27 protein-coding genes and 4 pseudogenes are annotated in these 24,683 nt (G+C 66.6%); 18 read left to right on the plus strand and 13 right to left on the minus strand.

Annotated features, from left to right (window positions below):
- Window positions 1–139 precede the first annotated feature (139 nt).
- A complete protein-coding gene (locus AB0C16_RS35785) occupies window positions 140–1,261 on the plus strand; it encodes a hypothetical protein (RefSeq protein WP_357689822.1) in 1,122 nt (373 codons plus the stop codon).
- A 178-nt stretch (window positions 1,262–1,439) separates the two neighbouring features.
- Window positions 1,440–1,649, plus strand: coding sequence for a hypothetical protein (locus AB0C16_RS35790; protein WP_357689824.1), 210 nt, complete (start codon window positions 1,440–1,442; stop codon window positions 1,647–1,649).
- On the opposite strand, the gene AB0C16_RS35795 is transcribed toward AB0C16_RS35790, so the two are convergent.
- Window positions 1,650–2,591, minus strand: coding sequence for a tyrosine-type recombinase/integrase (locus AB0C16_RS35795; RefSeq protein ID WP_357689826.1), 942 nt, complete (start codon window positions 2,589–2,591; stop codon window positions 1,650–1,652).
- A gap of 259 nt (window positions 2,592–2,850) precedes the next feature.
- Between AB0C16_RS35795 and AB0C16_RS35800 the strand changes: the two genes are divergently transcribed.
- Together AB0C16_RS35800 and AB0C16_RS35805 are read left to right on the plus strand one after the other, a co-directional pair.
- Window positions 2,851–4,110 carry a hypothetical protein gene (locus tag AB0C16_RS35800; RefSeq protein WP_357689828.1) on the plus strand — a complete coding sequence of 420 codons (1,260 nt, stop codon included), beginning with the start codon at window positions 2,851–2,853 and terminating at the stop codon, window positions 4,108–4,110.
- A 763-nt stretch (window positions 4,111–4,873) separates the two neighbouring features.
- The gene (locus AB0C16_RS35805; protein WP_357689830.1) at window positions 4,874–5,257 is read left to right on the plus strand and encodes a hypothetical protein; all 384 of its coding nucleotides are present in this window, start codon (window positions 4,874–4,876) and stop codon (window positions 5,255–5,257) included.
- A gap of 240 nt (window positions 5,258–5,497) precedes the next feature.
- Here AB0C16_RS35805 and AB0C16_RS35810 read toward each other — a convergent pair whose 3' ends face one another.
- Window positions 5,498–5,776 carry a hypothetical protein gene (locus AB0C16_RS35810; RefSeq protein WP_357689832.1) on the minus strand — a complete coding sequence of 93 codons (279 nt, stop codon included), beginning with the start codon at window positions 5,774–5,776 and terminating at the stop codon, window positions 5,498–5,500.
- A 514-nt stretch (window positions 5,777–6,290) separates the two neighbouring features.
- Between AB0C16_RS35810 and AB0C16_RS35815 the strand changes: the two genes are divergently transcribed.
- Window positions 6,291–6,491: a hypothetical protein gene (locus tag AB0C16_RS35815; RefSeq protein WP_357689834.1), complete on the plus strand. Its 201-nt coding sequence runs from the start codon at window positions 6,291–6,293 to the stop codon at window positions 6,489–6,491.
- A 38-nt stretch (window positions 6,492–6,529) separates the two neighbouring features.
- Window positions 6,530–7,234, plus strand: coding sequence for a hypothetical protein (locus AB0C16_RS35820; RefSeq protein WP_357689890.1), 705 nt, complete (start codon window positions 6,530–6,532; stop codon window positions 7,232–7,234).
- 200 nt (window positions 7,235–7,434) lie between these two features.
- Here the strand turns inward: AB0C16_RS35820 and AB0C16_RS35825 are convergent.
- From AB0C16_RS35825 to AB0C16_RS35840, 4 genes and pseudogenes are all read right to left on the minus strand, one after another.
- Window positions 7,435–7,752, minus strand: a pseudogene (locus AB0C16_RS35825) (plasmid pRiA4b ORF-3 family protein); the annotation flags it as partial.
- A 242-nt stretch (window positions 7,753–7,994) separates the two neighbouring features.
- Window positions 7,995–9,254: a hypothetical protein gene (locus tag AB0C16_RS35830; protein WP_357689836.1), complete on the minus strand. Its 1,260-nt coding sequence runs from the start codon at window positions 9,252–9,254 to the stop codon at window positions 7,995–7,997.
- A 299-nt stretch (window positions 9,255–9,553) separates the two neighbouring features.
- On the minus strand, window positions 9,554–10,375 hold the full coding sequence (locus AB0C16_RS35835) for a hypothetical protein (protein WP_357689838.1): 822 nt from the start codon (window positions 10,373–10,375) through the stop codon (window positions 9,554–9,556).
- Between the two features lie 77 nt (window positions 10,376–10,452).
- Window positions 10,453–10,704, minus strand: coding sequence for a hypothetical protein (locus AB0C16_RS35840; RefSeq protein ID WP_357689840.1), 252 nt, complete (start codon window positions 10,702–10,704; stop codon window positions 10,453–10,455).
- A 292-nt stretch (window positions 10,705–10,996) separates the two neighbouring features.
- Between AB0C16_RS35840 and AB0C16_RS35845 the strand changes: the two are divergent.
- From AB0C16_RS35845 to AB0C16_RS35870, 6 genes and pseudogenes are all read left to right on the plus strand, one after another.
- A pseudogene (locus tag AB0C16_RS35845) lies at window positions 10,997–12,397 on the plus strand (IS30 family transposase).
- Window positions 12,398–12,580: 183 nt separating this feature from the next.
- Window positions 12,581–12,817 (plus strand): site-specific integrase, encoded by a 237-nt coding sequence (locus tag AB0C16_RS35850; RefSeq protein ID WP_357689842.1) that lies wholly within the window; start codon window positions 12,581–12,583, stop codon window positions 12,815–12,817.
- Window positions 12,765–13,655: a tyrosine-type recombinase/integrase gene (locus tag AB0C16_RS35855; protein ID WP_357689844.1), complete on the plus strand. Its 891-nt coding sequence runs from the start codon at window positions 12,765–12,767 to the stop codon at window positions 13,653–13,655. The genes AB0C16_RS35850 and AB0C16_RS35855 overlap by 53 nt, the downstream gene beginning before the upstream one ends.
- A 25-nt stretch (window positions 13,656–13,680) precedes the next feature.
- Window positions 13,681–15,525: a tyrosine-type recombinase/integrase gene (locus tag AB0C16_RS35860; RefSeq protein WP_357689846.1), complete on the plus strand. Its 1,845-nt coding sequence runs from the start codon at window positions 13,681–13,683 to the stop codon at window positions 15,523–15,525.
- Window positions 15,522–15,821: a hypothetical protein gene (locus tag AB0C16_RS35865; RefSeq protein WP_357689848.1), complete on the plus strand. Its 300-nt coding sequence runs from the start codon at window positions 15,522–15,524 to the stop codon at window positions 15,819–15,821. The genes AB0C16_RS35860 and AB0C16_RS35865 overlap by 4 nt, the downstream gene beginning before the upstream one ends.
- 59 nt (window positions 15,822–15,880) lie before the next feature.
- A pseudogene (locus tag AB0C16_RS35870) lies at window positions 15,881–16,222 on the plus strand (IS3 family transposase); the annotation flags it as partial.
- A gap of 139 nt (window positions 16,223–16,361) precedes the next feature.
- Here the strand turns inward: AB0C16_RS35870 and AB0C16_RS35875 are convergent.
- Window positions 16,362–16,562 (minus strand): hypothetical protein, encoded by a 201-nt coding sequence (locus tag AB0C16_RS35875; protein WP_357689850.1) that lies wholly within the window; start codon window positions 16,560–16,562, stop codon window positions 16,362–16,364.
- A gap of 210 nt (window positions 16,563–16,772) precedes the next feature.
- Here AB0C16_RS35875 and AB0C16_RS35880 point away from each other — a divergent pair, with 210 nt between their 5' ends.
- The 3 genes from AB0C16_RS35880 to AB0C16_RS35890 all read left to right on the plus strand — a co-directional run bounded on the left by AB0C16_RS35880 (window position 16,773) and on the right by AB0C16_RS35890 (window position 18,852).
- Window positions 16,773–16,997 (plus strand): hypothetical protein, encoded by a 225-nt coding sequence (locus tag AB0C16_RS35880; RefSeq protein ID WP_357689851.1) that lies wholly within the window; start codon window positions 16,773–16,775, stop codon window positions 16,995–16,997.
- A gap of 119 nt (window positions 16,998–17,116) precedes the next feature.
- Window positions 17,117–17,602, plus strand: coding sequence for a sigma factor-like helix-turn-helix DNA-binding protein (locus AB0C16_RS35885; RefSeq protein WP_357689853.1), 486 nt, complete (start codon window positions 17,117–17,119; stop codon window positions 17,600–17,602).
- Complete coding sequence (locus AB0C16_RS35890; RefSeq protein ID WP_357689855.1) at window positions 17,599–18,852, plus strand: CBS domain-containing protein; 1,254 nt, start codon at window positions 17,599–17,601, stop codon at window positions 18,850–18,852. Before AB0C16_RS35885 ends, AB0C16_RS35890 begins: the two co-directional genes overlap by 4 nt.
- A 139-nt stretch (window positions 18,853–18,991) precedes the next feature.
- Here AB0C16_RS35890 and AB0C16_RS35895 read toward each other — a convergent pair whose 3' ends face one another.
- From AB0C16_RS35895 to AB0C16_RS35905, 3 genes are read right to left on the minus strand one after another with little or no spacing between them, the layout of a single operon-like run.
- The gene (locus AB0C16_RS35895) at window positions 18,992–19,825 is read right to left on the minus strand and encodes an integrase core domain-containing protein (RefSeq protein WP_357689857.1); all 834 of its coding nucleotides are present in this window, start codon (window positions 19,823–19,825) and stop codon (window positions 18,992–18,994) included.
- A complete protein-coding gene (locus AB0C16_RS35900; RefSeq protein WP_357689859.1) occupies window positions 19,822–20,073 on the minus strand; it encodes a hypothetical protein in 252 nt (83 codons plus the stop codon). Before AB0C16_RS35900 ends, AB0C16_RS35895 begins: the two co-directional genes overlap by 4 nt.
- Window positions 20,064–20,429 carry a hypothetical protein gene (locus tag AB0C16_RS35905; RefSeq protein WP_357689861.1) on the minus strand — a complete coding sequence of 122 codons (366 nt, stop codon included), beginning with the start codon at window positions 20,427–20,429 and terminating at the stop codon, window positions 20,064–20,066. The genes AB0C16_RS35900 and AB0C16_RS35905 overlap by 10 nt, the downstream gene beginning before the upstream one ends.
- A gap of 94 nt (window positions 20,430–20,523) precedes the next feature.
- On the opposite strand from AB0C16_RS35905, the pseudogene AB0C16_RS35910 reads away from it, so the two are divergent.
- A pseudogene (locus AB0C16_RS35910) lies at window positions 20,524–20,835 on the plus strand (transposase); the annotation flags it as partial.
- Between the two features lie 422 nt (window positions 20,836–21,257).
- A complete protein-coding gene (locus AB0C16_RS35915) occupies window positions 21,258–21,890 on the plus strand; it encodes an NYN domain-containing protein (RefSeq protein ID WP_357689863.1) in 633 nt (210 codons plus the stop codon).
- Window positions 21,891–22,069: 179 nt separating this feature from the next.
- On the opposite strand, the gene AB0C16_RS35920 is transcribed toward AB0C16_RS35915, so the two are convergent.
- The 3 genes from AB0C16_RS35920 to AB0C16_RS35930 form a co-directional block, all read right to left on the minus strand.
- Entirely contained in the window at window positions 22,070–22,450 is a 381-nt protein-coding gene (locus AB0C16_RS35920) for a hypothetical protein (protein WP_357689865.1), read from the minus strand.
- Window positions 22,451–22,471: 21 nt separating this feature from the next.
- Window positions 22,472–22,825: a hypothetical protein gene (locus AB0C16_RS35925; protein ID WP_357689867.1), complete on the minus strand. Its 354-nt coding sequence runs from the start codon at window positions 22,823–22,825 to the stop codon at window positions 22,472–22,474.
- Between the two features lie 683 nt (window positions 22,826–23,508).
- Window positions 23,509–23,679: a hypothetical protein gene (locus AB0C16_RS35930; protein WP_357689869.1), complete on the minus strand. Its 171-nt coding sequence runs from the start codon at window positions 23,677–23,679 to the stop codon at window positions 23,509–23,511.
- A gap of 374 nt (window positions 23,680–24,053) precedes the next feature.
- On the opposite strand from AB0C16_RS35930, the gene AB0C16_RS35935 reads away from it, so the two are divergent.
- Complete coding sequence (locus AB0C16_RS35935; protein WP_357689871.1) at window positions 24,054–24,524, plus strand: recombinase family protein; 471 nt, start codon at window positions 24,054–24,056, stop codon at window positions 24,522–24,524.
- Window positions 24,525–24,683 lie beyond the last annotated feature (159 nt).

Genomic DNA, 24,683 nt, shown 5'->3' on the forward strand with positions numbered 1-24,683 from the left:
GCGGACACGGGCGGTGCCGCCAGCGTTCTCACCCGCCCTGCCAGCCCGGTGCGTTCCTCACCCGACCAGCCATGCTCCCATGACGACGCGTGGATCCCGAACAAAACCGAACGACACTCACACCCCGCGAGGCTCGTGAATGACCATGATCGATCCGGCCCGGATCCAGACTTCTCAAGATCTGACGGAGCAGTTAGCCGAGCTCTTCCACCAAGGCGGCTGGAGTATCCAGCGTCTCGCCACAGCCGCCAGCCTGAGTCCAGCCACAGTCCACGCGATGATCAACGGCACTACAGAGATTCCTCGCGCTGGTAGCCTCAGCGCCTTTGTCACCGCATGCCACCAGCCGAGCGATTTATGGCTGCAAGCCCGGGCTCGGGTGATACAGGGCGGCCGCTCGAGTCAGCCATCACAGACCGCGCTGTTGCAGGCGCAGTTGGACGAAATGCGTGAGCGCACTGAGCGCGCCGAGACAGCGTTGGCAGCCACCGGGCAATCACCGGATCAACTGATTCGGGAAGCGACCCTCGCCCGGCTCCAAGACCTTGCAGAGCGTGATCCAGTTGTGGGCGATCACGAGAACGGGCACCTCTACCTGATCGTGCACCCAGTGGCGGGGCGGGAGGATGCCCTGGCCGGCCTGTTTGATGACGACCCGGTCCGTCAACTGCACGCCGTTGTCCATCAGGTGGTGCAGGCGAGGGGAGGCGAGCCCTTTTCTCCAGACCTCACCAGCGGTGTCTGGCAGCCCTGCAGCGACGGATTCATGTCGGTGCGTGGGATAGACGACTCCGGGCAGGTACGGGAGGCGAGTCTGCTGGAGGTCTTCGTCTTTGACAACGGCGGGGTCGCTGTTCTCTGTGGAAGGGGCACCACCTACGCGCATTCAAAATGGCGTCCGCTCGGTCAGTCCGGCACGCCCCCAGTGCGTCGGGTGATCTTTCCTAGCTTGGTGCTCGGGCTGACCCATGGCGCACTCGCTCTCGCGGGTGAACTGGCTAGCAGGTACGCGAGCTACCAGGGCCAATGGCAGATCGGGCTGCGCCTCGACGGGCTTCAGGGTGCCATGGCTTACGACTATGTGGAGCATGGGGATGACGACACCGTCCGCCTCTACGATCGGCCTGCCTACGAGCGCACGGCCCTGTGCACGACCGAGCAGCTTCTTGAACAGCCCGCAGTATTCACCGAACGCCTTGTAGGTCCCCTGCTGCGGGGACTGGCCATCGCCCCTCGATACCTTCCCTACGGAGCTCGGTAGCAGACGAACTGACACCAGCCGGCTCGGCCCCCGGGCTGCTTCTGGAGTCGCGGCCGTTCGGTTTCGTTCGGCTTACCCGCACATACCACCGCCGGCGATCAGGGCAGATGCACAACTTTGTGAGCTGCGTCGAAGGTGAACAGCCGAGTACCGCACGCTCCCTCCACAGGCCCGGACCATGGGCCATGCGAAGGGAAACATCAAAATGCAGAACCTCCGTAAGCAGCAGACCCCGCCCCCTGCGGCGGCCAGAAGTCAGACCCAGCGATCGAACGGCATCCTCCGACGCCTGACGCACGCGGCCGTTTTCGCCGTGGTCCGTGGATTGGCCTACGCGCTCGGCACCGGCATCGTGAGTTTGGCCGTGTGGTGGCTGACGCACCGTTGATCAACTGCGTCGGCGCGCCGCCGGATCACGGCTCTGTTGCCAGCGGGCCAGGGCCTCAGGAGAGACGCGGGCGTAGCGAGCGAGCGAGGCAACGGAGGTGTGGCCGGAGTAGGCGAGCAGGGTGGAGGTGTTGGCGCCGTCTTCGGCGGCGTGGGTGAGCGCGCTGTGGCGCAGCTGGTGCAGCGCGTACGGGCCGCCGGGCAGCTCGGCGGTGGCGTCCTCGAACAGTTCGGCGGCGCGCCGGTAGGACAGCCGGGCCCGGCCGGAGTCGCCATCGACGTCGCCGGGCGGCAGCGGGACGCGGGCGCGTCGGTCGGTGAGGAACACCGGCCCGGTGCGACGGCCGTCGAGCAGGCGGGGCAGCAGGCGGGCGGTGGGGGTGCGCCAGACGATGACGTCGACGGCGCCGCCCTTGCGCCGTACCTTGGCCCGCCGGTTGCGCAAGTCGAGGTCGTCGACGTCGAGGGCCAGGACCTCCTCTGCCCGGGCGGCGCTCTCGTACAGCAGCCGAAACAGGGTCCGGTCACGCAGGGGCAGGTTCTGCTGGGTCAGAAGCGCCTCGACCTGGCCGCGGTCCAGAGCCTTGGTGCGGTCGGGGGTGCGGGCGCGGCGGCGCAGCCGGCGCAGCGGGTCGCCAACCAGCCAGTCCTGATCACGCCACCAGACGCCGGCGGAGCCGAGCGCGTCCATGCGGGCGTTGAAGGTGGCCGCGGCCGCGTCGCCCCAGCGGGCGGTGAACCAGTCGGCGAGGCGGGTCGCGCCGGTCTCGCCCTCCAGTTTGGACAGCGGAGCGTCGGCGCCGAGCTCGGCGGCCAGCGCGCGCAGCGCGATCGCGTACGCCTTGGCGGTGTTGGGGTTGGCGATCGTGCCCAGGAACGCCTCGACGGCCGCGCCGAGCCCCGGCACGTCCGCTCGCGGACTCAGCCGGCGGACCGTCCCCATCGCACCCCTCCGAACAGCTATCGCAGATAAGCACCCCGAGTCGGCCGACCCGGCGTGGGAGCGCTCCGTGGAGCGTCCGAGGTCGACCGGGCCGTCGTCTGCGGCGCGATCGAGTTTATCGCAGATAATGACTCACTATCTGCGATAAATGCGGCGTGATCTCGACCGAGATTGTCGTCGCGCGCTGAGAAATTTTGTCGGTTGGGCCTTCTGTCGCCGCTAGAGGGTGAAGCCTCGAACAGTCACGGAGGAGTACACAGTGGACGACGCCAGCCTCGGGCAGCAACAGAAGGTGGTGCGGATCGCAGCCGGGCGTGCGCCGGTTCGGCTCGCCTCGATCTTTCCCAGCCAACTTCACCAGACGATCGCGAGCCCGCTGCAGAACATTGTTCGTCTACGAGACACACTCGGGCGCACCGTGGCCGCAGACTTGACTCGAGGGCCGGCGGCTGCCGCGCTGCAGGCGCAAGCTGCGCTGAGGCTGGCGCAGGTCCGCAAGGACGCGCTCGCTGAAGTCCAGATGCGCCGGGCGGAAGCCCGGGTTCGGGTCAACCTGGCGAAGCTGTCCGCGGTCAGCAGCATCAACGCCAGCCTGGCGCCTGCCCACCTGCGCCTGACGGCGAGTCTCGCCAAGATCACCGGCCTCGATGCGGCACTAGGGGCCAACCTGCACCAGGCCATGGCCGGCCTCCAGGCCGCAGCAGGGGTGAGATTCGCCGAGCTCGCCGCTGAGATGCAGACGACGATCTCGACGGCCTGGCGACACCAGTTGGCCAGCGTCACGATGACCCACCTCCTGCCGGGGAGACTCTCCGCCGCCATTAACATGTCGTCGCTCGTGCCACGACTCGACGCCATCGTCAACGAGTGGGCCACCGCAATGCGCGCGCGGCTGGCCCCGCTGTTCCAGAGCTGGGGCGTGCGTGATGTGCTGACCAAGCTCGTCCGCTTCGGCAACAGCTGCTACCTCGCGGTGCTGGCAGTCAGGGCTGCTGTGCGGGAGGGAGATCTGACGCCGGTCCGGGACTTCCTCCACGATCATCTCGGCTTTCGCCACGGAGAGATCTCCGAGGACCAGATTCAGGCCCTCGCGCTGACTCTGCTGGCGGGCGACTGGCTCGACGAACTCGATGTGTTCGACGTCGCCGCCATGCGTTCTCGGCTGCGCCAGCGCGCCCGTTACGGCAGTGACCTCGTTGGCGACCACCAAGTGCAACGACGCCGCATCGGCTATCTGGACAATGCTATGGAGCCGCCCAGCCTCCGCACAGTCAGCTTGGAGGATGAGGTGTTGGCCAGGATCGAGCCCGTTGACGATCCGCGCGTTCTGCTCGTTCTGGACCGTCTTCGCCCGGCAGAGCAACGGATCGCCTGGGACTACGCCAATAACGCGCCAGAGAGCTGGGCACAGGTGGCTGCCTACAGCGGCCAGGCTCCCGAGCGAGGCGAGAGTGTCCGCCGCAAGCTCAGGCGCGAGGGCAGGGTGGTCGGCCATCGTCTTCAGGGCCGTCCCCAGTAGTTGTTCATGGCGTTCTTCACAGCGTTGTGAAGGGGTCAAGGTCATCTGCCGGATGCGGATTCACGGGCTGCACGGCTGCGCCGCAGCATGCCCGGGCGCCCCGGCATGGCGATCAGCTCAGCATGTATGCAGCAGAGGGCGATTCGAGGAGAAACGAGCGGCAAATGACTTGATGTCGGACTTAGGTGACCCTTAGTGACACGCCCGGACGTAAGGGACGGCCATGGCGTGACCTGCGGCAACGTCGGACAGCCGGTCGTCAACTTGCGTTCATGGTCTCACGTTTCTACGGTTGGATCACTACATGTAGTGGTTACAGCGATGTAGTTCACCACACCTTGTGTTTCCGGCATCCACTGGACTCTGCCGGAGAGATGGTGCACACAAATTGTGGCGAGAACGCGAGGGCCCGGAAGGCGATTGCAGCGCCTTCCGGGCCCTTGACCAGGCAATACACCGGGATCAGACACTGGATCCGGGCGCTAAGTACCTGCTACATCCACCTGCAGGGTAACCAGTGCTCGGAGTAATAAGCAAAGTATTCAGCCCAGTACGCAACCTGATCCCCGGTGCCGGACGGCAGCGTCAGACGGTCTGACCTGCCTGAACGCGAGAGGGGAACAAAAAATGGCCAACACTCGGGGGAAGAAGGAGACGGCTGCAGTCGCCTCCTGCGAAGAACGGCGCGCCGGCTGCGGCGAGGGGCCGCCCGACCCCGACACCGCAGCCGCTGGTCGGCCGGGTGGTTGGTAGAGGGCCGGGCGTGGCCGCCGTACCGGAGAGCACCGGCGACGCCGGAGCATCTCCGCTCACGAGCAAGGCGCTGTGGGCCCGGGTCGCGAGCGCAGTAGGCGTCAGCGGTACCGCCAGCGCTCTAGCACTGAGTGGCGCGCTTCTGCTGGCTGTGGCCTTCCTCGGGACACTCGCCGTGCTCGCATGCGTCGTCATTACTATCTCGCTCTTGCGTGACGATCCGCGCATGTTCGCACGGGTGGTGTGCCTCACTGGGTTGCTGCTGGGCCGCCGGGTTCAGGGCTACCTGACCGCCTTGCGTGAGGGGGACCATACCACCCCCGTCGTGATCAAGATCGAGGAGGCCAGACCGGCGCCACTGCCACCAGCCGACCCAATCGCCGAGGACAGATAGCCCAATCGCCGGGGCCCGGGAGCCCGGGGCCCGGCACCCGGCGATTCGGTTCCGTGACTGCCGTTAGGGCCAATAGGGGGCAGACCAAGTACGAGAGAAAGGGACAGTCATGTCGCTGACCAGGGCGATCACACAGCCCCCGCCCGGCGCGCCGCACGGCCACGATGGGTGTGCTCCGGAGTTGACGATGGCCCGACGCGATGCGCAGGCCATTCGTCGTGGTGGCGGGTCGATGGTGTCTCAGGCGGTGACGGGCTGGAAGAGTTCGATCTCGATGGCCAGCACACCGAGGGCTTCCTTCTCGGGGCCGTAGATGCGGCGGATGTTGGCCAGTTGCTGTTCGCGGGGGCTGTCGGGGTTGACGTTGGCCGCTCCTTCGACGTCGAGCATCTCCTCGAAGCTGGCGTAGCGGGCCACCCGCTTGACGCGGGTGAGTGCGTCGTCGCGGCCGCAGACGAACCGGATGTGGTCGCCGGCCTTCAGGTTGCGCAGGTTGGGGTACCGCCGGAACGGGTTCAAGGGCGAGTTGTCCGGCGCGATTGTCCGGGCCTGGTGAGAAGACAACGGCCTTCCCGGGGCAAATCGGGAAGGCCGTTCTGTATCTCCCTGAGCGCTCGTCCGGACCAACGAACTGACGCTTTGGGGCGGCCGACCTGGGCCGACCTCGCCGCGGGGTGTAGACCGGCGGCTGTGGGTTCCATGATGCACTGTGAGTCAGTTGTCCAACCTCACCGCCGGACCAGACCGTCCGCAGCCGATGTTTCCCGGACCACTCCGATACCTGCTACATCGGGCTCGGTCGTGGCTCACGCCAGCTGACCTGGCCGCATCATGGTGGCCAACCCGGCGCTCGGCGACGGGGTTGTCCGGCCGCCGCCTCGCGTACGGACGCGTACCCGGTCTATGCCGCATGCGGTAATGATGGGCCCAGCGACATTCATGCTCGCCTCGGCGGAGGGCAAACCGCGGGGTATCACGGGCGCGATGTCGCACCCCAACCTGCTCGTCCGGACCATCACGCTTTGGAGAGCCCATGTCGCTCATGCTCGCCCTACCGCACCGCCCCCTCGCCTGCCGGCCGTCCCGGCCGGCGGTTCGCATCGTCGTCTGGGTGCTGGTGCTGGCCTTCGTCGTCGTCCTGACCGCCCTGGGCAGCGACCCGGCGCTCGCGCTGGGCGTGGTGCTGGCCGCGCTGGCCGCGACGGTCGGCGACCTCGCCCAGTACGGCCGCTGATCTGCCCCGAACATCCCGCCGTACAGGGATCGTCCGACATGGCACGGCCGGAAAAGCCGATCACCTGGGATGGGCCGATCGCAGACCTGGCCCGTGAGCTCCGCCACCTGCGGGAGCTCACGGGCCCTCCCATCCCCACCTACGCCCAGCTCGCCGAGCGCGGAACCTTCTCCCGCTCGGTGCTCGCCGACGCCGCCGCCGGCTACCGCTGCCCGTCCTGGGAGGTAATCACACACTTCGTCACCGCCTGCGGCGGCCTGCCCGGCCAGGAACCGTGGCCGACCTTGTGGAGGCTTGCCCACGCCGCCGCCGCCGCCGACCAGGCCGGCGACGCCACGCCACGCCGCCCAGGGCGTGCAGCGCCGGCCAAGAGCCGGTCCAGCGCACGCCAGGCCACGGTCACGGCCGCGCAGCAGGGACCCGCCCCGCCGGATCCGTGGCAGGCCAAAACGCCGCAGGAGTATCGCTACCAGCTGAGCCTGCTGCGGGTATGGGCCGGTGTGAGCATCCCGGAGATCTGCCGCCACAGCGGCTACGACGACCACCGTCGCAGCGGAGTCCCGTACACCACCGTGCACGACACCCTCAACGCCAAGTTCGCCCGAATGCCGCCCCTGCGAGCCGTCCGCGCGATCGTTGCCGCCTGCGAGGCCGACCTGGACCAGTGGGTCGGAGCCTGGCGCGCCATCAGCCTCAAGCGCTTCCAGCAGAGCCATCCGCCCCCTGCCAGTCTGGCCATGTAGAACGGCTGATCGTTGACGCCCACCGTCCCGGAAACCACCATTTTCGGGACGGCTATTTCTTGAGGTGGGCACCGCCCGAGGACCGTGGCGCGGTCGTGGCGGCCGTCTTGCTGGCCTTGCTCTTGGTCGTCTTCGTGGCGGCCTTCGTCTCGGTGGGGTCCTTGTCGGCGGCCGCCGACGCTGCAGCGCGGGTAGACGGCCTTCGGCGCCGGGCGGTGGACCTTCTCCACCACCAGGTCGTGATCCCAGCAGTCGCCGAAGTCGTAGCGGTGGCCCAGCCAATCACCGGCCCGGGGGATCAGCATGGCCAGCGTCACGGCCGTCTCATCACGGGCGTTGTCGCCATACTCCTCGTCGCCTTTGCCGAACAGGTGCAGGTGATGCTGCTGCCAGCCCATCGCGAGCTGGATCACCTCGTGCAGCCGATCGAGAGTCGCCGTCGACGGCAGATGAACGCGCCTCCACACCGGCGGGTGAACCTCGCGCAGGGTGACCTTGATCTGGTGAACGGTGCCCATGGTGCCCACGACGGTCACCGTATCGACGTGATCACCACGGAACTAACTGGTCGCGGGGAACCATCCTCGCTGCAGCTTCTTCCCCGGGAACCGGGGGTCAGAGAGATTTGGAACGGAGTCCGGCGTTAACGGGGTCCCTGCTGGTCAGCAAGCCCCTGTGCCGGAGGCCGGCGGGTGGCCACCGCTGGGGTGGGCGGGCCGCTGGGGCGGGCCCTTCGGTGCGGCCTGCCCACCCCGGTTGGTCACCCGGTTGCGACGATCTCGTTCACGATCCACGCGCCGAGTTCTTCGGTCATGGTGGTGTGTCCTTCATTGCGGCCGGCGCAGGTGAAGGCGTCGAGTTCGCTGTGGTCCGGTGTGATCGGACGGTAGAGCGCCTTGGGGTCGTTGATGTCGCCGGCGGCGGCGGCGCTGATGCTGGGGATGAAGCAGGACGTGCTGATGACGTCCGGGTCCACGGTGTTGCCCAGCAGCGCCATGAGGAGGGCGGCCAGGCCGAAGCTGCCGGTGTCGCCCGTGGGGGAGGCCAGGGTGAACAGGCCTCCGGGAGCGCCGTCGATGTCGGGCAGTCCGTTGGTGCGCACCGAGGTCGGCTCTTCGCCTGTCTTCTGCAGGCGCGCGACGACCTGCTCACCCTGGGCCTGGGTCTTGAGCCATGTGTCGTTCATCGTGGCACCGTTGCACTTGACCGCGGTCGCGTCGGCCTTGACGCCGTTGCCGGTGCCGGTGTCCACGCCATTGGCGACACCGATCTTGCGGAGGTTTCGCGGCCATCCCCCGAGCTCGTCGAGCGCTTGGAGGAACGCCACCCGCTCTCGTGCCTGCTTCGGGGTGTCGCCGACCTTTTCGATGTGCCAGCGCGCCATCTGCTTGGCGGCGGGGCTGTTGAGCAGCCCGGAGAACTGGCGCAGGACGGGGCCCAGGCCGTCGGTGTCGCCCCAGTTGTCCGTCGCGAAGTGGGTGAAGGCCTGAAGGGAGATGGGCAGCCATGCGCCGCGGTGGGGGGTGTCGTAGGAGAGGTACACGGACGTCTCGTGGTCGGGAAGCTCGGGGTCTTGCTCCATCTTGGCCAGCGCGAAGCGGGTGACCAGTCCGCCCATGCTGAATCCGCCCACGGTCAGCTTCGCCCTGCCCACCCGCTCGGCGATGGCCCGCCGGATGCAGTCGATGGCGGTGTCGGCGTTGTCCGTGATCGAGGCTGTCCGGTCGTCGTAGCCGAGGATGATCACGTCGCGGCCGGTCGCGTGGAGTTCGGAGACGAAGCGGTAGTCGCCGTTTTCCTCCAGGCCGTTCCAGAGCTGGTCGAGGTTGCTCGACCCGCTGGAGAAGCCATCGGAGAGGATGACGGGCCTGACGAGCTGCCTGCGGTTCAGCGGGCTGTAGTAGACCCAGGCCGTTCCGCCGGCGAGGGACCATTCGTCATGTGGTTCTGGCGCGGGGGGAAAGGAGGCACGGGGCCCCGGGGCGACCGGGCCCCAGACGTCAACGACGGGTGCGGACATGATCAGTTGACTCCTTGAGTAGGTCGCGGAGCAACCGAACGACCGGCCCCCGCGCAAGCGCCGCGAGATCGGCACCTCCCATCAGCATAATCACATAAAGTATGCAATCAAGCACGGAGAGTAACATGATTAGAGTCATCCTCTTGACGGGCTCTACATCTGGAAGACCGCGATGACAGGGGGTTCACTGACCTGCGGGAATCCCGTTAACGCCGGATTCCGTTCCAAATCTGTCTGCCCCCGAACCGGCGGCGGTGGGTGCAGGCGAGCGGCCCAAAAGCCTGCTTTCGATCAGCTCACTAGTCAGGCACGTCGGCCAGCCAGATCTCTCTGCCGGTTGCCGGGTCTTTGAACCGGAAACCACGCGGGTCGGCAACCGGCTCTGTTCCTTCCAGCGCGGCTAGCAGGGTCCGCAGCCGGGGATAGGGTCCGCACTCGACCTTTTCCCGGAGCATGGGAAGCCGCATCATGGCGAACACGTTGGCCGCGAGGTTCTGCGCCGCTTGCCGGTACTCCTCAGCTCGGATGGTGTGGGCGGGGAGCTGCCATGCCTGTCGCTGCTGCAGAGGGGCGGGCAGATATATCACCAGGTGATCGCCTCGGTCGACCCCGATGGGCTCGTCGCCAAGGCCGTTGGGGGTGGGGAGCGGGCACAGCACCGGCAGCATCGCCTTCTCGGTGTGGGGGACCTCGGCGTACTGCTGCAGGGTCGGATCGACGAAGCGGCCTGCGGGCGGGACCACCAGGACGGTATGTCCGTTGAAGCTGCCGTCGGTGTTGTAGCGGGGGTCGGACACGTCGCCGTAACGGGTGTGGGTCCCGTTCCCCTGGAGCTGCAGGCCGACTGCTTCCACGCGCGAGTCGATCCCGTACTGGGCCAGCGCGTACCGCAGGGTCAAGCAACCGTCTACACAGTGCGCCGCGGCGGCACCGTCCTCAGCCACATTCCACAACCACACGCCCGCCAGCGCCACCAGCGGAAGCGCCTCAGGCGAAGCACCCATCATCACCTTGAAGACGGCCTGCTCATTGAGGCGGGCTCGTCGTAGCCCTCCAGGCACCTGTGACCGGCGCCGCCGCGCCGACTTGTCCTTCTTGGGATTGGGGCGCTTACGGGCCATGCCCTGACGGTAAGCGCAGCCGACCCTGTTGTCAGGCGGCAGTGACGAAAGTGTTCTCGGTCAGTGGCGCCGCAGCATCATGACGCTCCCACACTTTGTTGTTCGGCGCTGCCGGCGGCCGCGGCCGTCACGCTCATCGCCCGCTCGACGATGGTCAGCGCGGCGGCCAGGCGCTCGCGCTCGCCGTCGTCCAGGCCGTGCTCGCCGAGCTGGTGCGACAGCAGCACCAGGTGCGTGGCGAAGCGGGTGCAGGCGTCGATCGCGATGTCGACCGGGTCGCGGGCAGGCGAGGCCAGGGCAGCTGGGGGAGCGGGGCGGGTGGCGGTCATGGCGTGACCGTACGGCCGGCACCGGCGGCTTGGCCCGGCTATCGGCCGAACTTGAGCTCGGCGAGCGCGGGCTCCCAGCCGGTCGACGGGGCGCTCTCCGGGCAGCTTGCCGGGGCCGACGGCGAGCTCGGCGTGCGCCTGGCCCAGCTCGGCGGTGAGCGCCAGACTTTCATACCGTGTGTCCCATGTGAGCCTGACACAGAGGGCCGGACGCGGTCTTCCACTCCGACCGCGGCTCGAACGGTGGATTCAATCGGTGCTCGCAACACCTCGTCGTTGGAGGTGTTGGTGCATGGGCGTGGGCAAGAAACAGCAGGCGGTCCGCTTGTATCGCGGTCAGATCCCCTCGCCGGGACGGCCGACTGTCGCCTGGCGACAGGACCGTGTCCGGTTCTGGCAAGCGATCGCTCGAGGGGGGAGCTCGGAGGACGCCGCAGCGGAGATCGGCGTGTCACCAGCGGTTGGGACACGGTGGTTCCGCCAGGCTGGCGGGGTGGGACCATGCCTTGCCCCGACGGTGTCGGGCCGCTACCTGTCGTTCGCAGAGCGGGAAGAGATCGCGTTATGCCGTGCCCAGAAGCTCGGCGTGCGCGAGATCGCGCGGCGCCTGGGGCGCTCGCCGTCGACGATCTCCCGCGAGCTCCGGCGCAACGCCTCGACGCGGACGTATGACGTGGACTATCGAGCGACGGTCGCGCAATGGCACGCCGAACGCCGAGCTCGTCGGCCGAAGACCGCCAAACTGGCGGCTAACCAGCACCTGCGCGAGTACGTGCAGCAGCGGCTGGCGGGACAGGTCTGCCACCCGGACGGCACTCCGGTGGCAGGGCCGCAGACAGCGCCCTGGAAGGGACGGAACAAACCCCACCGTCAGGACCGCCGCTGGACGACATCGTGGAGCCCCGAACAGATCTCCCACCGGCTGAAGGTCGATTTCCCCGAGGACGACACCATGCGGATCTCACACGAGGCGATCTACCAGGCCCTGTTCATCCAGGGGCGTGGAGCGCTCAAACGGGAGCTGGTCGCGTGCCTGCGCACCGGGCGTGCGCTACGGGTGCCGCGGGCCCGCGCCCGGAAGAAGGCCGGCGGCCACGTGACCTCTGAGGTGCTGATCAGCGAGCGGCCCGCCGAGGCTGAGGACCGCGCGGTTCCGGGCCACTGGGAGGGTGATCTCATCATCGGCACCGGCAGGTCGGCGATCGGCACGCTGGTGGAGCGCACGACGCGGTTCACCTTGCTGTTGCACCTCCCCCGGATGGAGGGCTTCGGCACGCAGGAACGGGTGAAGAACGGCCCGGCGCTGGCCGGCCATGGCGCCGAAGCCGTGCGGGACGCGATCGCCAAAGAAATCATCGGGTTGCCCGAGCAGCTACGTCGCTCGCTGACCTGGGACCGGGGAACGGAGCTGGCGCAGCATGCTCAACTGCGCATCGACACCGGCTTGCTGATCTATTTCGCCGACCCTCATAGCCCCTGACAACGGGGCACCAACGAGAACACCAACGGCCTGCTGCGGCAGTACTTTCCCAAGGGCACCGACCTGTCACGCTGGGATGCCGAGGAGTTGGCGGCTGTTGCGTTCACGCTCAACACCAGGCCCCGAAAGACCCTCGGATGGAAGACACCGGCAGAAGCCTTCAGCGATCAACTAAACTCTCTGCTGAGCAGCAGTGTTGCGACGACTGATTGAATCCGAGAACTACACCTCGGACGAGTTCGGCCGCTTCCTGACCAGCCTGCACATCCGCCGCTCGGTCGGCCGCACCGGGATCTCCCTCTTAACCGGCTAATACCTGCGTTTCCCCAGTTCAGCGACACGCCGTGATTCGATGCCTACTGGCCGGATGGGGTCATCCCGGATACATCTGTTCTCATGATCGAACAAGGTCTTCGGCTGGAGGAGTGCGCGGGCGGCTGGACACTGGCTGGATCGTCTGCTGGGCAGTTCGTCCTGGTCGATGAGTATCTGGCGTATCTGGCCGACCGGAACTACTCGCCCAAGACCGTCCGCGCCTACGGCTATGACCTGTCGGTGGTTGTCGGCCGAGAACATGTCGATGGGCGAGGTGACGACGGAGACGCTGCTGAAGTTCCTGCGGGCCTGTCGTGAGGCAAAGGTTCCCGGGCGCCGCGGTGGTCCGAACGTGCTCACCATGTCGGGACGACGCATGGATCAGTACGCCGCCACCACGATCAACCGGCGACTGGCGGCCATCTCGGGGCTGTTCACCTTCGTTTCGATACGCGACCCGGAGGCCGTCAACCCAGTCCCCAAAGGGCGCGAGGCGCGCTGGCGGGTAGCCGGCGAGCGGTCCGGGATGCTCGCTCATACGGCGCGGCGGCCGAAGAATCGCTCGTCGTTGCGGTTGCGCGAGCCGCGACGGCTGCCCACGGCGCTATCGCAGAGCCAGGCGGCCGAGTTGCTGGCCAGCTTCCGCACCTGGCGGGATCGGGCGATCGCGGGCCTGATGTTGTATTGCGGGCTGCGCTCGGCCGAGGTGCTCACACTGAACGTCGCCGACGTGGACATCGGCGGCCGCTGGGTGAGCGTGATCGGCAAGGGTGACCGGCAGCGGCGCGTCCCGTTGGATGCCGACGTCGCCTCGGTCGTCCAGGTATATCTGCTGGCCGAGCGTCCCGAATCGAGCGAGCAGCGCTTGTTCCTGGTGGCCAAGGGCCCCAACCGGGGAGGAGGGCTGACGGCGGCTGGGCTGCGCACGATCTTCCGCTATCACCGCGGAATCACCGGGATCGTCGCGGGTCATCCCCACGCACTGCGGCACACGTTCGGCACCGCACTGGCCGAGGCCGGCGTTGACCTGGCGGTGATGCAGGCGCTGCTCGGTCATGCGCACGTCGACACGACCGCCCGCTATGTCCATTTGGCTCCTGCTCATGTGAAAGCCGAGTTCGATGCCGCACGCAGCCGCATCCGCGCCCAGCAATAACCTGCACGCCGCTTACCTGGACTACTTGCAGCAGACCGGGCGGGGAAATCGCCCCTACTGGCATGCCGCCCGGGTCTTCTTCGACCGTTGGCCCGACCCGCAGCGCTGGGCAGCCGAGCCGCTGGAAGTCCGCCTCGCGGCCGACGCGCACACCCGGCCGATCATCACCTTCCTCATGCTGCACCAGGGCCTGCGGCCAGGCTATGACTATCTGCTGGAACGCAAGCTGTCCACCTTCTGGCGAGAGCTTGCCGACTCGCCCCTCGCCGCGGGCGTGGAGCGGTTCATGACCGCGGCCGAGGAACTCGGCTTCTCCATGCGCGTGCGTCTGGCCACCGGCTCTCAGGTGCCGGCCCGGCTCCTCATCCAGGCCGGACGTCCTCTGGACCAGCTCACACTGGCCGATCTGGAGGAGTTCACCACGGCCTGCGCCGCCCGCAGCGCCCGCACCGGCAAGGACCACCGCCACTATCTGTCCGCGATCAGCAACGCCCACCGGGTCCTGTTCCACCTGGGGATCATCGACACACTGCCGAAGATGAGCGGACCTGTCCCCTTCGCCGAGCGGTTGGCCGAGGTGCCCGAGCCGATCCGCGCCACGATGATCGCCTACTTGGAGCGCAAACGGGCCACCTGCCAGCCTAAAACGGTCTCCGCTCTGGCCACCCGGCTCAAACACTTCGGCCTGTTCCTGGCCCACATCGATCCCGAGCTCACCTCGATCGCCGAGCTGGACCGGCAACGTCACATCGAGCCCTACCTCGCCTTCCTGGTCGACGCCGTCAACCCCAAGAACGGCGAGATCATCACCGTCGCCGACCGCTCCCGCCGGGTGATCGCGCTGACCGGTTTCCTCACCGACATCACCGAGTGGGGCTGGGAGCAGGCACCCGCCCGCAAGCTGATCTTCCGTGATGACAACCCCAAGCTCCCGCAGGTGCTGCCCCGCTACCTGCCCATCGATGCCGACCGCCGCCTGACCGAGGAACTGCGCGACCGCCCCGGCAACGCACTGGCCGCCTGCGCCCTGCGGCTGCAACGCGCCTGCGGGCTGCGCATCGGCGAACTGCTGGACCTGGAACTCGACTGCGTCCACGAGGTTCCCGAGCATGGCAGCTGGCTGAAGATCGGTCTCGGGAAGCTGGAGACCGAACGCATGGTCCCCCTCGATGAGGAGATCCTCGACCTGATCGACCGCATCATCCAGCTGCGCACGCACGGCAGGCCGATGCCGCATCCCCGCTACCGGCGCCCGGCTCAGTTCCTGTTCACCCACCACGGACGCCGCCTCGGTCAAGGTGCCGTCCGCGCCGAACTCGATCGCGCCGCCCGCCAGGCCGGACTCGGCCACATCACCTCCCACCAGCTCCGCCACACCTACGCCACCGCCCTGGTGAACGCCGGAGTCTCGTTGCAGGCGCTGATGGCGCTGCTCGGACACGCCTCCGCCGAGATGAGCCTGCGCTATGGACGGCTGTTCGACACCACTGTCCGCGCCGAATACGAACGAGCCCTCGACCTGGCCAAACAGCAAGCCCGCACCCCCGCTCGCGGCCGCGCCCACCTGCCTCTGGCCGACATCACCGGTGGCAAGGATTGGAAGGACACTCCGCTGATCAAATCCAGGATGGCCGGCGGCTTCTGCCTGCGCGCGCCCGCTCAGGGCGCCTGCACCTACGCCAACATCTGCGAGCACTGCCCCAGCTTCCACGCCGAACCCAGCTCGCTGCCCGTCCTGGCCGCCCAGCGTGTCGACGCCGAGGCCCTCGCCCATGACGCCGAAAATCGTGGCTGGATCGCCGAAGCCGAACGACACCGCCGACTCATCGCCCGACTCGACCACCTGATCAGCGAGGCCCAAGCCGGATGACCAGCAGTGACACGCTCCACCGCGTCGAGAACGCATGCGCTCAACTCCGCCGCGATGGCCAACCCGTCACCTTCACCTCGATCGCCCACCTCACCGGGCTGGGCCGCACCACCCTCTACCGCAGTGTCAGCCTCCGCGCCCTCATCGAGGAACACCGCCACCGCGCCGCCACCAACGGCTCCCTTACCGGCCTCCTCGAGGAGATACGCACCCTCCACACCGCTCTGGAGGCCGTCGCTGCTCGTGTCCGTCAGCACGAAGAGCAAATACGCCGACTCACCAATCGCGTGAGCTGAAAGCGTTAACCGGCCAACGCCGAACACCGACCTGATTAGCCGGATAATGCTACGACAACGCGATGGCCGAGTCATTCTTCAGCACGATCAAGAACGAATGGCTCCACCGCTTCGTCTTCACCACCCGAGCCAAGGCCAAACGGCAGGTCATCCGCTACATCGAAGGGTTCTACAACCTGCGGCGCCTGCACGCTCGACTACCGACCACCCCTCGAAGTGCTCAACGAGTCCCTTTCAACCCAAACAGCCGCATAGGCTACGCCCATAAGACGGCTGTCCGGAATCACCGTGGCCCCTCACCACGCCGCCGCCACTCCGCCAACGATCAGTTCAGCCCCGCTGAATACGAACGCCGACACGCGCTCAAAAACGCCCAAGACCTCGACTATGCTGCCGCGTAGCCGCAAGCCCTGATGTGTCTACCGAACCGGGGCAACTCCAGTCGAACACACGAGGAACATCGGTCCTGACCACCGGTTTACACAGAGCCACGAACAGACGGGAAGCTTGGCACGAGCAGCTCGTTATGGCGGGGAAGAATCACCCCGCCTGGAAGGCGGGGCGCCGCTGCGTGAGCTGCTCGGCGATCAGGCGCTGGATCTGCGGCTGGAGCGCTCGCGGGACGGGGCGGGCGGGCTTTGCATCGTGGAAGGCCAGCACGCTGGTGAAGCTGAGCGGCTGAGGTGACCGCGACTGTTCGATGCCCTGCTGATGCAGGGCTTTTCCTAATCCGCAGGTCACCGACCATCCAGCGGGTCCACATGAAAGATCACCAAGCCGGTTGGGTGACGGCGTGCACATGCTTTGTACAGGATCTTGGCGACAAGATCCGTCCCAGGCGTGCGGCCGGTGCAGGCGGGCAGTTTGAAACGATCATGAACTCACTGGGACCGATGGTGCCTATGTCGTCGTGACAGCTCGTTTTGTTCACCGACAAATGAGGAGATGCCCATGGGCCTCGGCGATGCCATGGAGGTGTTCGGCCCGCTCCTGACCATGATCGGGAGCGTGGCCATGCTGGGCAGGCAGATACTCTCCGGCCGCCCCGGGGCTCCTGTCCCCGCTCAGCTCCCGAGACGGCCCGTCGAGGGCAACGGCGCCAGCATCATGATGATCGTGCACGTCCATCTGCCGTGTGAGGGCCGTAAGTGCCAGCCCGGGGAGCCGCCCCGATGAGAACGCGCTCGCTCTCTTCGGTGCCCGCCAGGCTCGCAGGCACCGACGCCGACCGATTCGTGGCCCTCGAGTACCCCCGGGTCCGCCGCTACCTGACAAGATCCGGCTGTTCCTGGGAGATGGCCGACGAGATCGCCAACGACACCGGCAAGATCGTGCTGGAACGGTGGGACCGGCTGCGCGGTGAAGACGTCGCGAAGCCCGGCCCCCCCCGCGCCTACCTGTTCAAGACCGCGACCCACCTATGGCATCGGCGCGGCCCGCGCGAAACCATCTGGGCATCCGGGTTGGTCGACCCACACGACCCCGGAGCGGAGGCCGCGAGCGGCAGCGTGTTGGCCTCGCTCGACTTGAGCGAGGTGCTTGCCGACCGGCAGGCCGCACATGGTGTGGTCCACCGAACCCTGAACCTTCTCGACATACCGAAACGACAAGTGCTGTGGCTGCGCCACGCCGAGGAGTTCGACACCAGGGAGACCGCGGCGATTCTGCGGATCCCTTCAGGGACGGTGAAGACCCGGCTGGCCGCAGCAGTCCACCAGTTCAAGGACATTGTGCTCGCCAGCGGAGCACTCCAGGAGACCGGTTGGGGGTTGACCAGATGACCATCGAGAATATGCTCACCTTGGCGTTGCGCGAACTTGCCAAGCCGACCCCGAACGAGCGTCGCAACGCCGAAACTCGCATCGCCGCCCTGCGCGAAGAACTGCAGGACACAAGCGAACGGCAGCGCATCGCCGATCTTGGGGACCTCCTGGACGCTGAAGACGCCCTGTACGACGAGGCGGTGGCCGCGATCGAACGCGGCGACGCCGCCCTCGCGGAACGGCTGCTACGACGGTGTGCCGCGCTGGGCGATCCCTCTGCGGAGGAACTGCTGGCTGACCTGGCCACGGAGTTCAGCCCCGAATCAGAACCCGCCGAAGCGCTGAGGCGGCCCGCCGACACCCCTGGTATCACATTCCTAGCCGGCGCCAATAGTCCGCTTCGCCTCGCTGGCGCAGACCTTGTCCGTGCCCGCAACCTTATTGCCCACGGACAGTCTGAAGATCTTCGCCACCTCATCGTCGACTCCCGCGGAGGCTCGCTATCGTCACCGTCGCCCAGAGGCAAGGAGACTAGGAAGCGGCACGGCAAGGCGCCAGTCGCTGAGGTTCAGCGTCATCTCGCTAAGCTTGTGCTCTACACGGTGGTCCAAGAGGCAGCACTCGAGCGTCGTGTGTCTTCGCTGCTGCTTGAATGCAACAGGTCGATTCTGGATTGTGGCGCCGATGTAATCTGCAACACAGGCGACAAGGTCTGGGCTATCGATGTGAAGTTCTCTCGCTTCGGCGGCTGCCGGAAGGATTTGTGCGTTCCAGGAGCCTTCGTGACTTCGCCCTTCTGGCAGAGCCTCCTCACGGTATTGCAGCGGGAACCGCGTTCTGGTCGGCTGGCGGCAGATGTGCTGACCCCGTACCCGGTTCCACATGTGGACATCAACGACTACGTCGCCGATGCACTGGACCGACTCCTAGCAGGCGGCCACGAAGCCCTGCCGGTCGGCGACCATGGGACAGTCCTCGGGACCGTCACTCTGGCCGACCTCGCTGGCCAGGCTCGAAGCGACGGGCTGGCCCAGCGGGTGGTCTCCGTCATGCGGCCACCTGTCTACATCCAGGCAGACGCATCGCTCGACGAGGTCCGCGACCGACTCCTTGACAGTTCGACTGGTCTGCTCGTAGCACTTCGCGCAGACGGCACCATCGCTGGCTACGTGACGGCAGAGACTGCCTTGGCAGGTCATACTGAGGCGCCAGCGCATCAACGCAGCACCCTGCTTACAGGAGGCGATGGGAAGTTGATCCTGGCCTGAACATCGGCAAACGGCGCCTCCATCATGGTGGGCATATCCCTGATCAGAGAGATGCCCACCATGAGGCAGTGAACGATCGAGGTGTGTCAGAGAAAATGCACCAGATAGGGCCGAAAACACCTATCAGTCGCGAGAGGGGTTATAGGGGATCTTGGCGTAGTTCGCGCCGGGTCGCAACCCGGGCCTCGTGAACGGCTCTCAGCCCGGTCCGGCGGGCCTCCCGGATCGCCTCACCACGCCCGTGGTGCTCGTCGTCGGGGGTGACGTAGCCGAGGCCCTCGTGCAGCCTGACCTCGTTGTAGAACGTCCGGATCGAGTTCAACTCGGCCTCCAGCTCCCCAGGGTCGGTGATCTTGTCCAGGTGCGGAAACTCGTCCTTGACGTGCCCGAACAACGACTCGATCCACGCCTGGTCATTGGGCGTGCCGGGACGGCCGAAGTGCTGGGCGATCCGCGCCCCGGCCATGAACGTCCTGGTCGCCGAGGAGGTCATCTGCGGCCCGTTGTCCGAGACGGCCAGCAGCACCGGGAAGGCGTCGTGGTCGGGCACCTGCCCGCCGCGCAGTTCGGCCAAGAACCCCTCGTCATCGAGGAGATGCGCCTTGCCCAGCATCTCCAGGGCGCGCGTGTAGGCCACCTCGACTTGGGTGGAGGTCTCCTCCGGGGAGACCACGGTGGCCAGCCAGTAGCGCGAGACCACATCCAGGACCGCGATCGCGCACCAGGACGGCACGCCGCGAAAGTGCGTGAAGTCATAGATCGTGATCACGCCCGGCACCGGCTCGGCCCACTCGGGCCATTCGCGGCGTGGCCGTCGCTCGCGGGCGGGCCGTTCGGCAACCTTGATCTCGGCCGCCTGCAGCACCCGCAGCACGGTCGATTCCGAGGCGTAGAACGCCTCCACTCGCGAGCCGCGATGGGCCAGCTTGCGATGGCTGCGGTCGATCTCCAGCCACTCCTCGGAGATCTTCACGATCGCCTCGCGTTCCCACGGCAGCAGCGCGTGCAGCGCGATCTCCGGGCCGGCTTGGCGTCGTCCAGGCGACCGACCACGGCGCGGGCCTGCCAGCGCAGTACCCGCACGTGATCCAGCCCCAGCAGGGCGGCCGAGCGGCGGGCTGACCAGCCGCCCTTGCGGGCCGCGTGCGCGACGAGCTCCAGCAGACCGGCCTTGACGGATGCGTCGACTCGCGGCGGGACCAGGCCGGCGTTCAGCCCCAAAGCGATTTTCCCTGGTGCAGATGCAAGGCGACGGCCTGCTCGGTCACCGTCGCGCGCAGCCGCTCGATCTCCCGGCGGGCTGCCGCCAACTCGGCGACTTCGGGGCTCTTGCCCGGACGGCCGCTCGTCGAGGTGCCCGCCAGCGCGTCCAGAGCGCCCTGCTTGGCCTTCTTGCAGATGACGTTGACCGTCATCCGGTTCACGCCGTACTTCTCGGCCGCCTCGCCCTGGGTGGACTGCCCGGCGAGCACCTCGACGAACACCTGGTACTTCACCGACGGGGCGAGCAACGTACGCTTACCTGGCTTGCCTGTACGCGACGGGGACGACTTGGGGTCCTGCTGCGGTCCTGCCACCTGCTCCAACCTCTTCTACGGAGTGATCAAACTACCCGCAGCTGATGGGTGTTTCGAGACCAGGACTGGTTCATTAACTCTGACGCGGAAGGACCCTGGAGTCGAGATCGTCTGCCGCGACGGGTCGGCCGCGTACGGTGAGGCGGTTCGACGTGCTCTGCCGGATGCCGTGCAGGTCGGGGACAGGTGGCACCTGTGGGCGAATTTCTGCGACAAGACCCTTGCTGAGGTTCGGTCCCACAGCGCCCGCTGGGCCACGGTTAACCCGTCGCGGCCCGCTGGCGTCCATGAACAGAGCACCCGTGAGCGCTGGCAGCAGATCCACGACCTGCTGGACAAGGGCGTCGGCCTCTTGGAGTGCGCCCGTCGGTTGAACCTGTCCCTCAACACCATCAAGCGCTACGCCCGCACGCTCGTTCAAGGTCTGACGCGGGGGTGCACGTGCCGCTGTCCGGATCATAGCCTCACGCGCACAGTCGGCCCCGGCCGCCATCCGACCGAGGTCGACCACGAGATGCTCCCGCCCGGCGGACCGCTTGAGCCGTGATCGCGTTGATCAGCACATTGCTGAACAATGAGAGAAATCAGCCAGAGGCGTACGCTCCCCTCCACCGCTCAACCAGAAGCAAGGGATGTTCCGAGTAGCTGCATCCCGGATAAATCCGATTAATCCATCAGTGGAGATGTGCGGCAAGGCAACATTCATACGCTTTGTTTCCTAATGGCCGGAAATATTACTCGGCATGAGATTGTCATGACCAAGCCGTATCATGGTTTAACTCCCATGGCCTTATTCCTGGGCCGGAGTTGCTCTGGAGAGGAGGAGCGATGCGCGTGAACGTTTACGTAGACGGCTTCAATCTGTACTACGGCTGCCTGAAGGGCACGTCGTACAAGTGGCTGGATCTTTCTGCGCTGTGCATTAAGCTTCTGCCCCGGGATGACATCTACCGGATCAAGTACTTCACCGCTCGCATCACAGCGCGGCCGGGAGACCCTGACAGCCCGACCCGTCAGGACATGTACCTGCGCGCTTTGGGAACCATTCCGCACGTTTCAGTTCATTATGGGCATTTCCAGGAGACCAAGCCGCGCATGCCACTCGCGACGCCCGATCCCTCGGGTCCTCGCACAGTGAAGGTGATCAAGACCGAGGAAAAAGGCTCCGATGTCAATCTCGCGAGCCATCTGCTGCTGGACGCCTTCCGGGAAGACTGCGAGATGGCCGTTGTGGTCAGTAACGATTCCGACCTGAGAGAGCCGATCCGGATGTTGATCGAAGATCTCGACGTCCCGGTAGGGCTGGTAAATCCGCACAACCCTAGGTTTCGCAGTCGTGACCTGCTGGCGTTGTCTCCACGCTTCTTCAAGCAGATCAAGTCGAAGGCACTCGAAGATTCGCAGTTTCCCGACGTTCTCCAGGATGGCTCGGGAGAGATTCGCCGACCTGCCAAGTGGTGATAACGCAAAGGCCCCGCCCGGAGGCGGGGCCTGCACCTACCCACCGAAGCGGGTAGGGGAATCGCTGTTAACAGTACCAGCGAGTCTGCAGGCTCAGTCAAGTCGCCGGTCGTCACATGGCGATTACTTTACGTGAGGAGTGTCATGGGTCGATCGTGGCGCACTCGAATCGAATCTTCTTAGGGCTTGGAGTTGGCCGCGGCCGGGCACGGGGCGGGTCGGATCGGCAGCCTGCTGGATCGCTCGCCGTGGACGGTGTGTTCCTGGGGGCGGCGGGCCCGAAGCCGGGCTGAGCTCGGGACGATACGAAGACGCCCCAGGACAGCACGCAGAGCCCTCAACGCGACGGCGATCTCGACGTTGTCCAGGCGGAGGTTCTTCTGCTCGGTCCCGTAGTCCAGCAGCTCATCCCAGATCAGCCGGGACAGCGCTGATGCGGCGTCCACGTCAGCGAGGTCCACTAACGGCCCCTTGCGCAGCTGCTCCACCCGCGCCGAATCGAAGATCGTCCCGTTCGGCGTCTGGCTGAAACCCTTCAGGAAGGGATTACCGGGAAGCATTGCCTCATTATCCTGGTCGCTTCACCACTTGCGAGCGCTCTCGAGCGGAACGTCACGCGAGCCATTCACGTGCCGGTGCGGAGCTGGTCGCAGCACTGAGCCGAACGTGCCGCAGGGAATGATCCTCCAGTCCGCGGCCAGCTGCACCGCGGTGGCCGCCGCCTGCAGCATCGCTTCCTGAAGCGAAGGACTCAGCCGCTCGTACGGCTGCCAGAAGGCCAGGCCAGCCCGGAACGGCAGGTCCGCGGCGTCCCAGATCTGGTGCAGGAGGGTGGCCGAGCCGGGACCGGCCCGGGAGTCGACCATGCTGAGCTCGTCCAACAGCGTCCGCAGCAATCGCAGCCATTCCCCGGCGTGCACCGTGCGCGAGGGCAAGGTGACCGCCGCGGTGGCGATGCCTTCGAAGGTGAGCCGGTCCAGCGCGGCGATAGCGTCCGGGACCGGATCTCCAGCTCGTCCGCCGCCGCGTCCGCGGCCGCCAATCCCACCCGCGGCTCGGCAGCCAGCCGGCCGATCACCTCCGCCTGGCCTACCGCCATGTCCCACGCCTCATCCGGGGCGGTCAGCACGCCCCGCTCAATGATCTGCGCCCGCCCGCCGTCCATGCCGGGACCTCACCGTCGCGCACGCGAGTACGGAACAAGATGCACCGCAGCGCAGAGGACTACGGACAATCCGGCGCTTCACAGTCCTCTGCACAGATCCCGAAAGCCCAGGACTGAACCGCCCCGGGTTTGATGGAGACATCGAAGACCCGGAAGGATGCCGGTGGCTATGACAGTTTCAACTGGCCCCACTTGTCGGTCTGAGTTGGCCCCACCTCGTAGATCACGTGACGGTCTGAAGTGGCACCACTTCAAGCAGCATCGACAAGAAAGAACCAGGTCCAGGCCGGGGCCAGTTCTGGCCGACACGACCGATGTCCGAACGGGGTGGGGCCACTTCGGGCCGTCCCGGTGGGGCCAACTCGGACCGTCATAGCCATGCCGGTCATGGCTGCTCCCCGTATGTACCCTGACGAGTTGCGCGAACGTGCGACCCGAGGTGGCGGGGACGCGTCAGCTTCGCGTCGCCTCGAGCACGATCGCCGCCACCACCAAGATGACGATGCTGACGGCGGCGGCAATGACCGTGGCCTTCCTCAAGGCCCGGTTCACGTATCGCTTGTGTCGGCCTGCGCGCTGCACCGCCCGGCGCGCTCTCAACCGCGCGATCTCCCTACGATCCATGACTCATATCTCACTCCATCAGAAGGCCAGCGGGGACAGCGCTCCCGTAGGTGGAGCGCTGTCCTGTGATCGTCGCCCGGCTCTGCCAGGACCGTTCCGTCCTCGACGGACTTGTCGACGCTGGGAACCCTTTGGAAGACGAAAGCGACCCATTCAACAGCACGCTCGATTCCGCCGAGGGATGGGGAGGTCGACGACATCGGCCTATGGAGCTCGATCGCTCTTCGAACATGATTGACCGACACCCTGCAGCCGCCCGCTGGTCGCCTTCCCCGCCCACCGCAGCGAGATCCGCATCGGCTACGCCCGTGTCTCCACCGCGGGCAGAACCTCGAGCGCCAACTGGATGCGCTGGAGGCGTCCGCTGTCGCCGCGTGTTCGCCGGCAAGAAGTCGGGCAAGAGCGCCGAGCGGCCGGAGCTGGCGGCGTGTCACGCGTTCCTGAATGAGGGCGACACCTTGGTCGTGCCGAGCCTGGACCGCTACGGCCGTTCCCTGGCCGACCTCATCACCATGGTCGGCGAGCTACGCCGCCGCGAGGTCGGCTTCACCTCGCTGCATGAGAACCTCGACACCACGACTCCCGGCGGCCGCCTCATCTTTCACGTCTTCGCCGCCCTGGCCGCCGCCAAGGCGCGCGGCCGCACCGGCGGCCGCCCCACCGTCATCACCCCCGAGCTGCTGCGCGCGTCTCGGGACATGCTGCCCAACCCCGAGAACTCGATCGCCTCGATCGCCAAACTGCTCGGCGTAAGCCCGGGCACGCTCTATAACCACATCCGCGACCTACGGGAACTGCGTGCGACCTCCCGGACGGTCGACCCGGCAGGCAGCGACATGAGGTGATCCGGTGGCAGGTGGATTACGGGCTCAGCGGCGAGGACGTCTGGTCATCGTCGTCGTCGACGGGGGAGTGCTCGCCGCGTGTGGTAGCGGGTGGCGGAGGAGTGCTCGTCTGATCGACTTGGCGGTGACGGCTCGCTAAGGTTTGCCGCCCTCTGTTCC

This window comes from Nonomuraea sp. NPDC048916 (assembly GCF_040649575.1).
In the GTDB taxonomy this organism is placed as follows: domain Bacteria; phylum Actinomycetota; class Actinomycetes; order Streptosporangiales; family Streptosporangiaceae; genus Nonomuraea.

Excerpts from the sequence above, each read along its gene's own strand:
- AB0C16_RS35840 (WP_357689840.1), bottom strand. The coding sequence starts at position 10,704 with ATGACCGCCACCCGCCCCGCTCCCCCAGCTGCCCTGGCCTCGCCTGCC.
- AB0C16_RS35915 (WP_357689863.1), top strand. The coding sequence starts at position 21,258 with ATGCGCGTGAACGTTTACGTAGACGGCTTCAATCTGTACTACGGCTGC.
- AB0C16_RS35850 (WP_357689842.1), top strand. The coding sequence starts at position 12,581 with ATGATCGAACAAGGTCTTCGGCTGGAGGAGTGCGCGGGCGGCTGGACA.
- AB0C16_RS35930 (WP_357689869.1), bottom strand. The coding sequence starts at position 23,679 with ATGGATCGTAGGGAGATCGCGCGGTTGAGAGCGCGCCGGGCGGTGCAG.
- AB0C16_RS35830 (WP_357689836.1), bottom strand. The coding sequence starts at position 9,254 with ATGTCCGCACCCGTCGTTGACGTCTGGGGCCCGGTCGCCCCGGGGCCC.
- AB0C16_RS35820 (WP_357689890.1), top strand. The coding sequence starts at position 6,530 with ATGGCACGGCCGGAAAAGCCGATCACCTGGGATGGGCCGATCGCAGAC.
- AB0C16_RS35795 (WP_357689826.1), bottom strand. The coding sequence starts at position 2,591 with ATGGGGACGGTCCGCCGGCTGAGTCCGCGAGCGGACGTGCCGGGGCTC.
- AB0C16_RS35835 (WP_357689838.1), bottom strand. The coding sequence starts at position 10,375 with ATGGCCCGTAAGCGCCCCAATCCCAAGAAGGACAAGTCGGCGCGGCGG.
- AB0C16_RS35790 (WP_357689824.1), top strand. The coding sequence starts at position 1,440 with ATGGGCCATGCGAAGGGAAACATCAAAATGCAGAACCTCCGTAAGCAG.
- AB0C16_RS35920 (WP_357689865.1), bottom strand. The coding sequence starts at position 22,450 with ATGCTTCCCGGTAATCCCTTCCTGAAGGGTTTCAGCCAGACGCCGAAC.
- AB0C16_RS35880 (WP_357689851.1), top strand. The coding sequence starts at position 16,773 with ATGGGCCTCGGCGATGCCATGGAGGTGTTCGGCCCGCTCCTGACCATG.
- AB0C16_RS35815 (WP_357689834.1), top strand. The coding sequence starts at position 6,291 with ATGTCGCTCATGCTCGCCCTACCGCACCGCCCCCTCGCCTGCCGGCCG.
- AB0C16_RS35855 (WP_357689844.1), top strand. The coding sequence starts at position 12,765 with ATGGGCGAGGTGACGACGGAGACGCTGCTGAAGTTCCTGCGGGCCTGT.
- AB0C16_RS35865 (WP_357689848.1), top strand. The coding sequence starts at position 15,522 with ATGACCAGCAGTGACACGCTCCACCGCGTCGAGAACGCATGCGCTCAA.
- AB0C16_RS35885 (WP_357689853.1), top strand. The coding sequence starts at position 17,117 with ATGGCCGACGAGATCGCCAACGACACCGGCAAGATCGTGCTGGAACGG.
- AB0C16_RS35890 (WP_357689855.1), top strand. The coding sequence starts at position 17,599 with ATGACCATCGAGAATATGCTCACCTTGGCGTTGCGCGAACTTGCCAAG.
- AB0C16_RS35785 (WP_357689822.1), top strand. The coding sequence starts at position 140 with ATGACCATGATCGATCCGGCCCGGATCCAGACTTCTCAAGATCTGACG.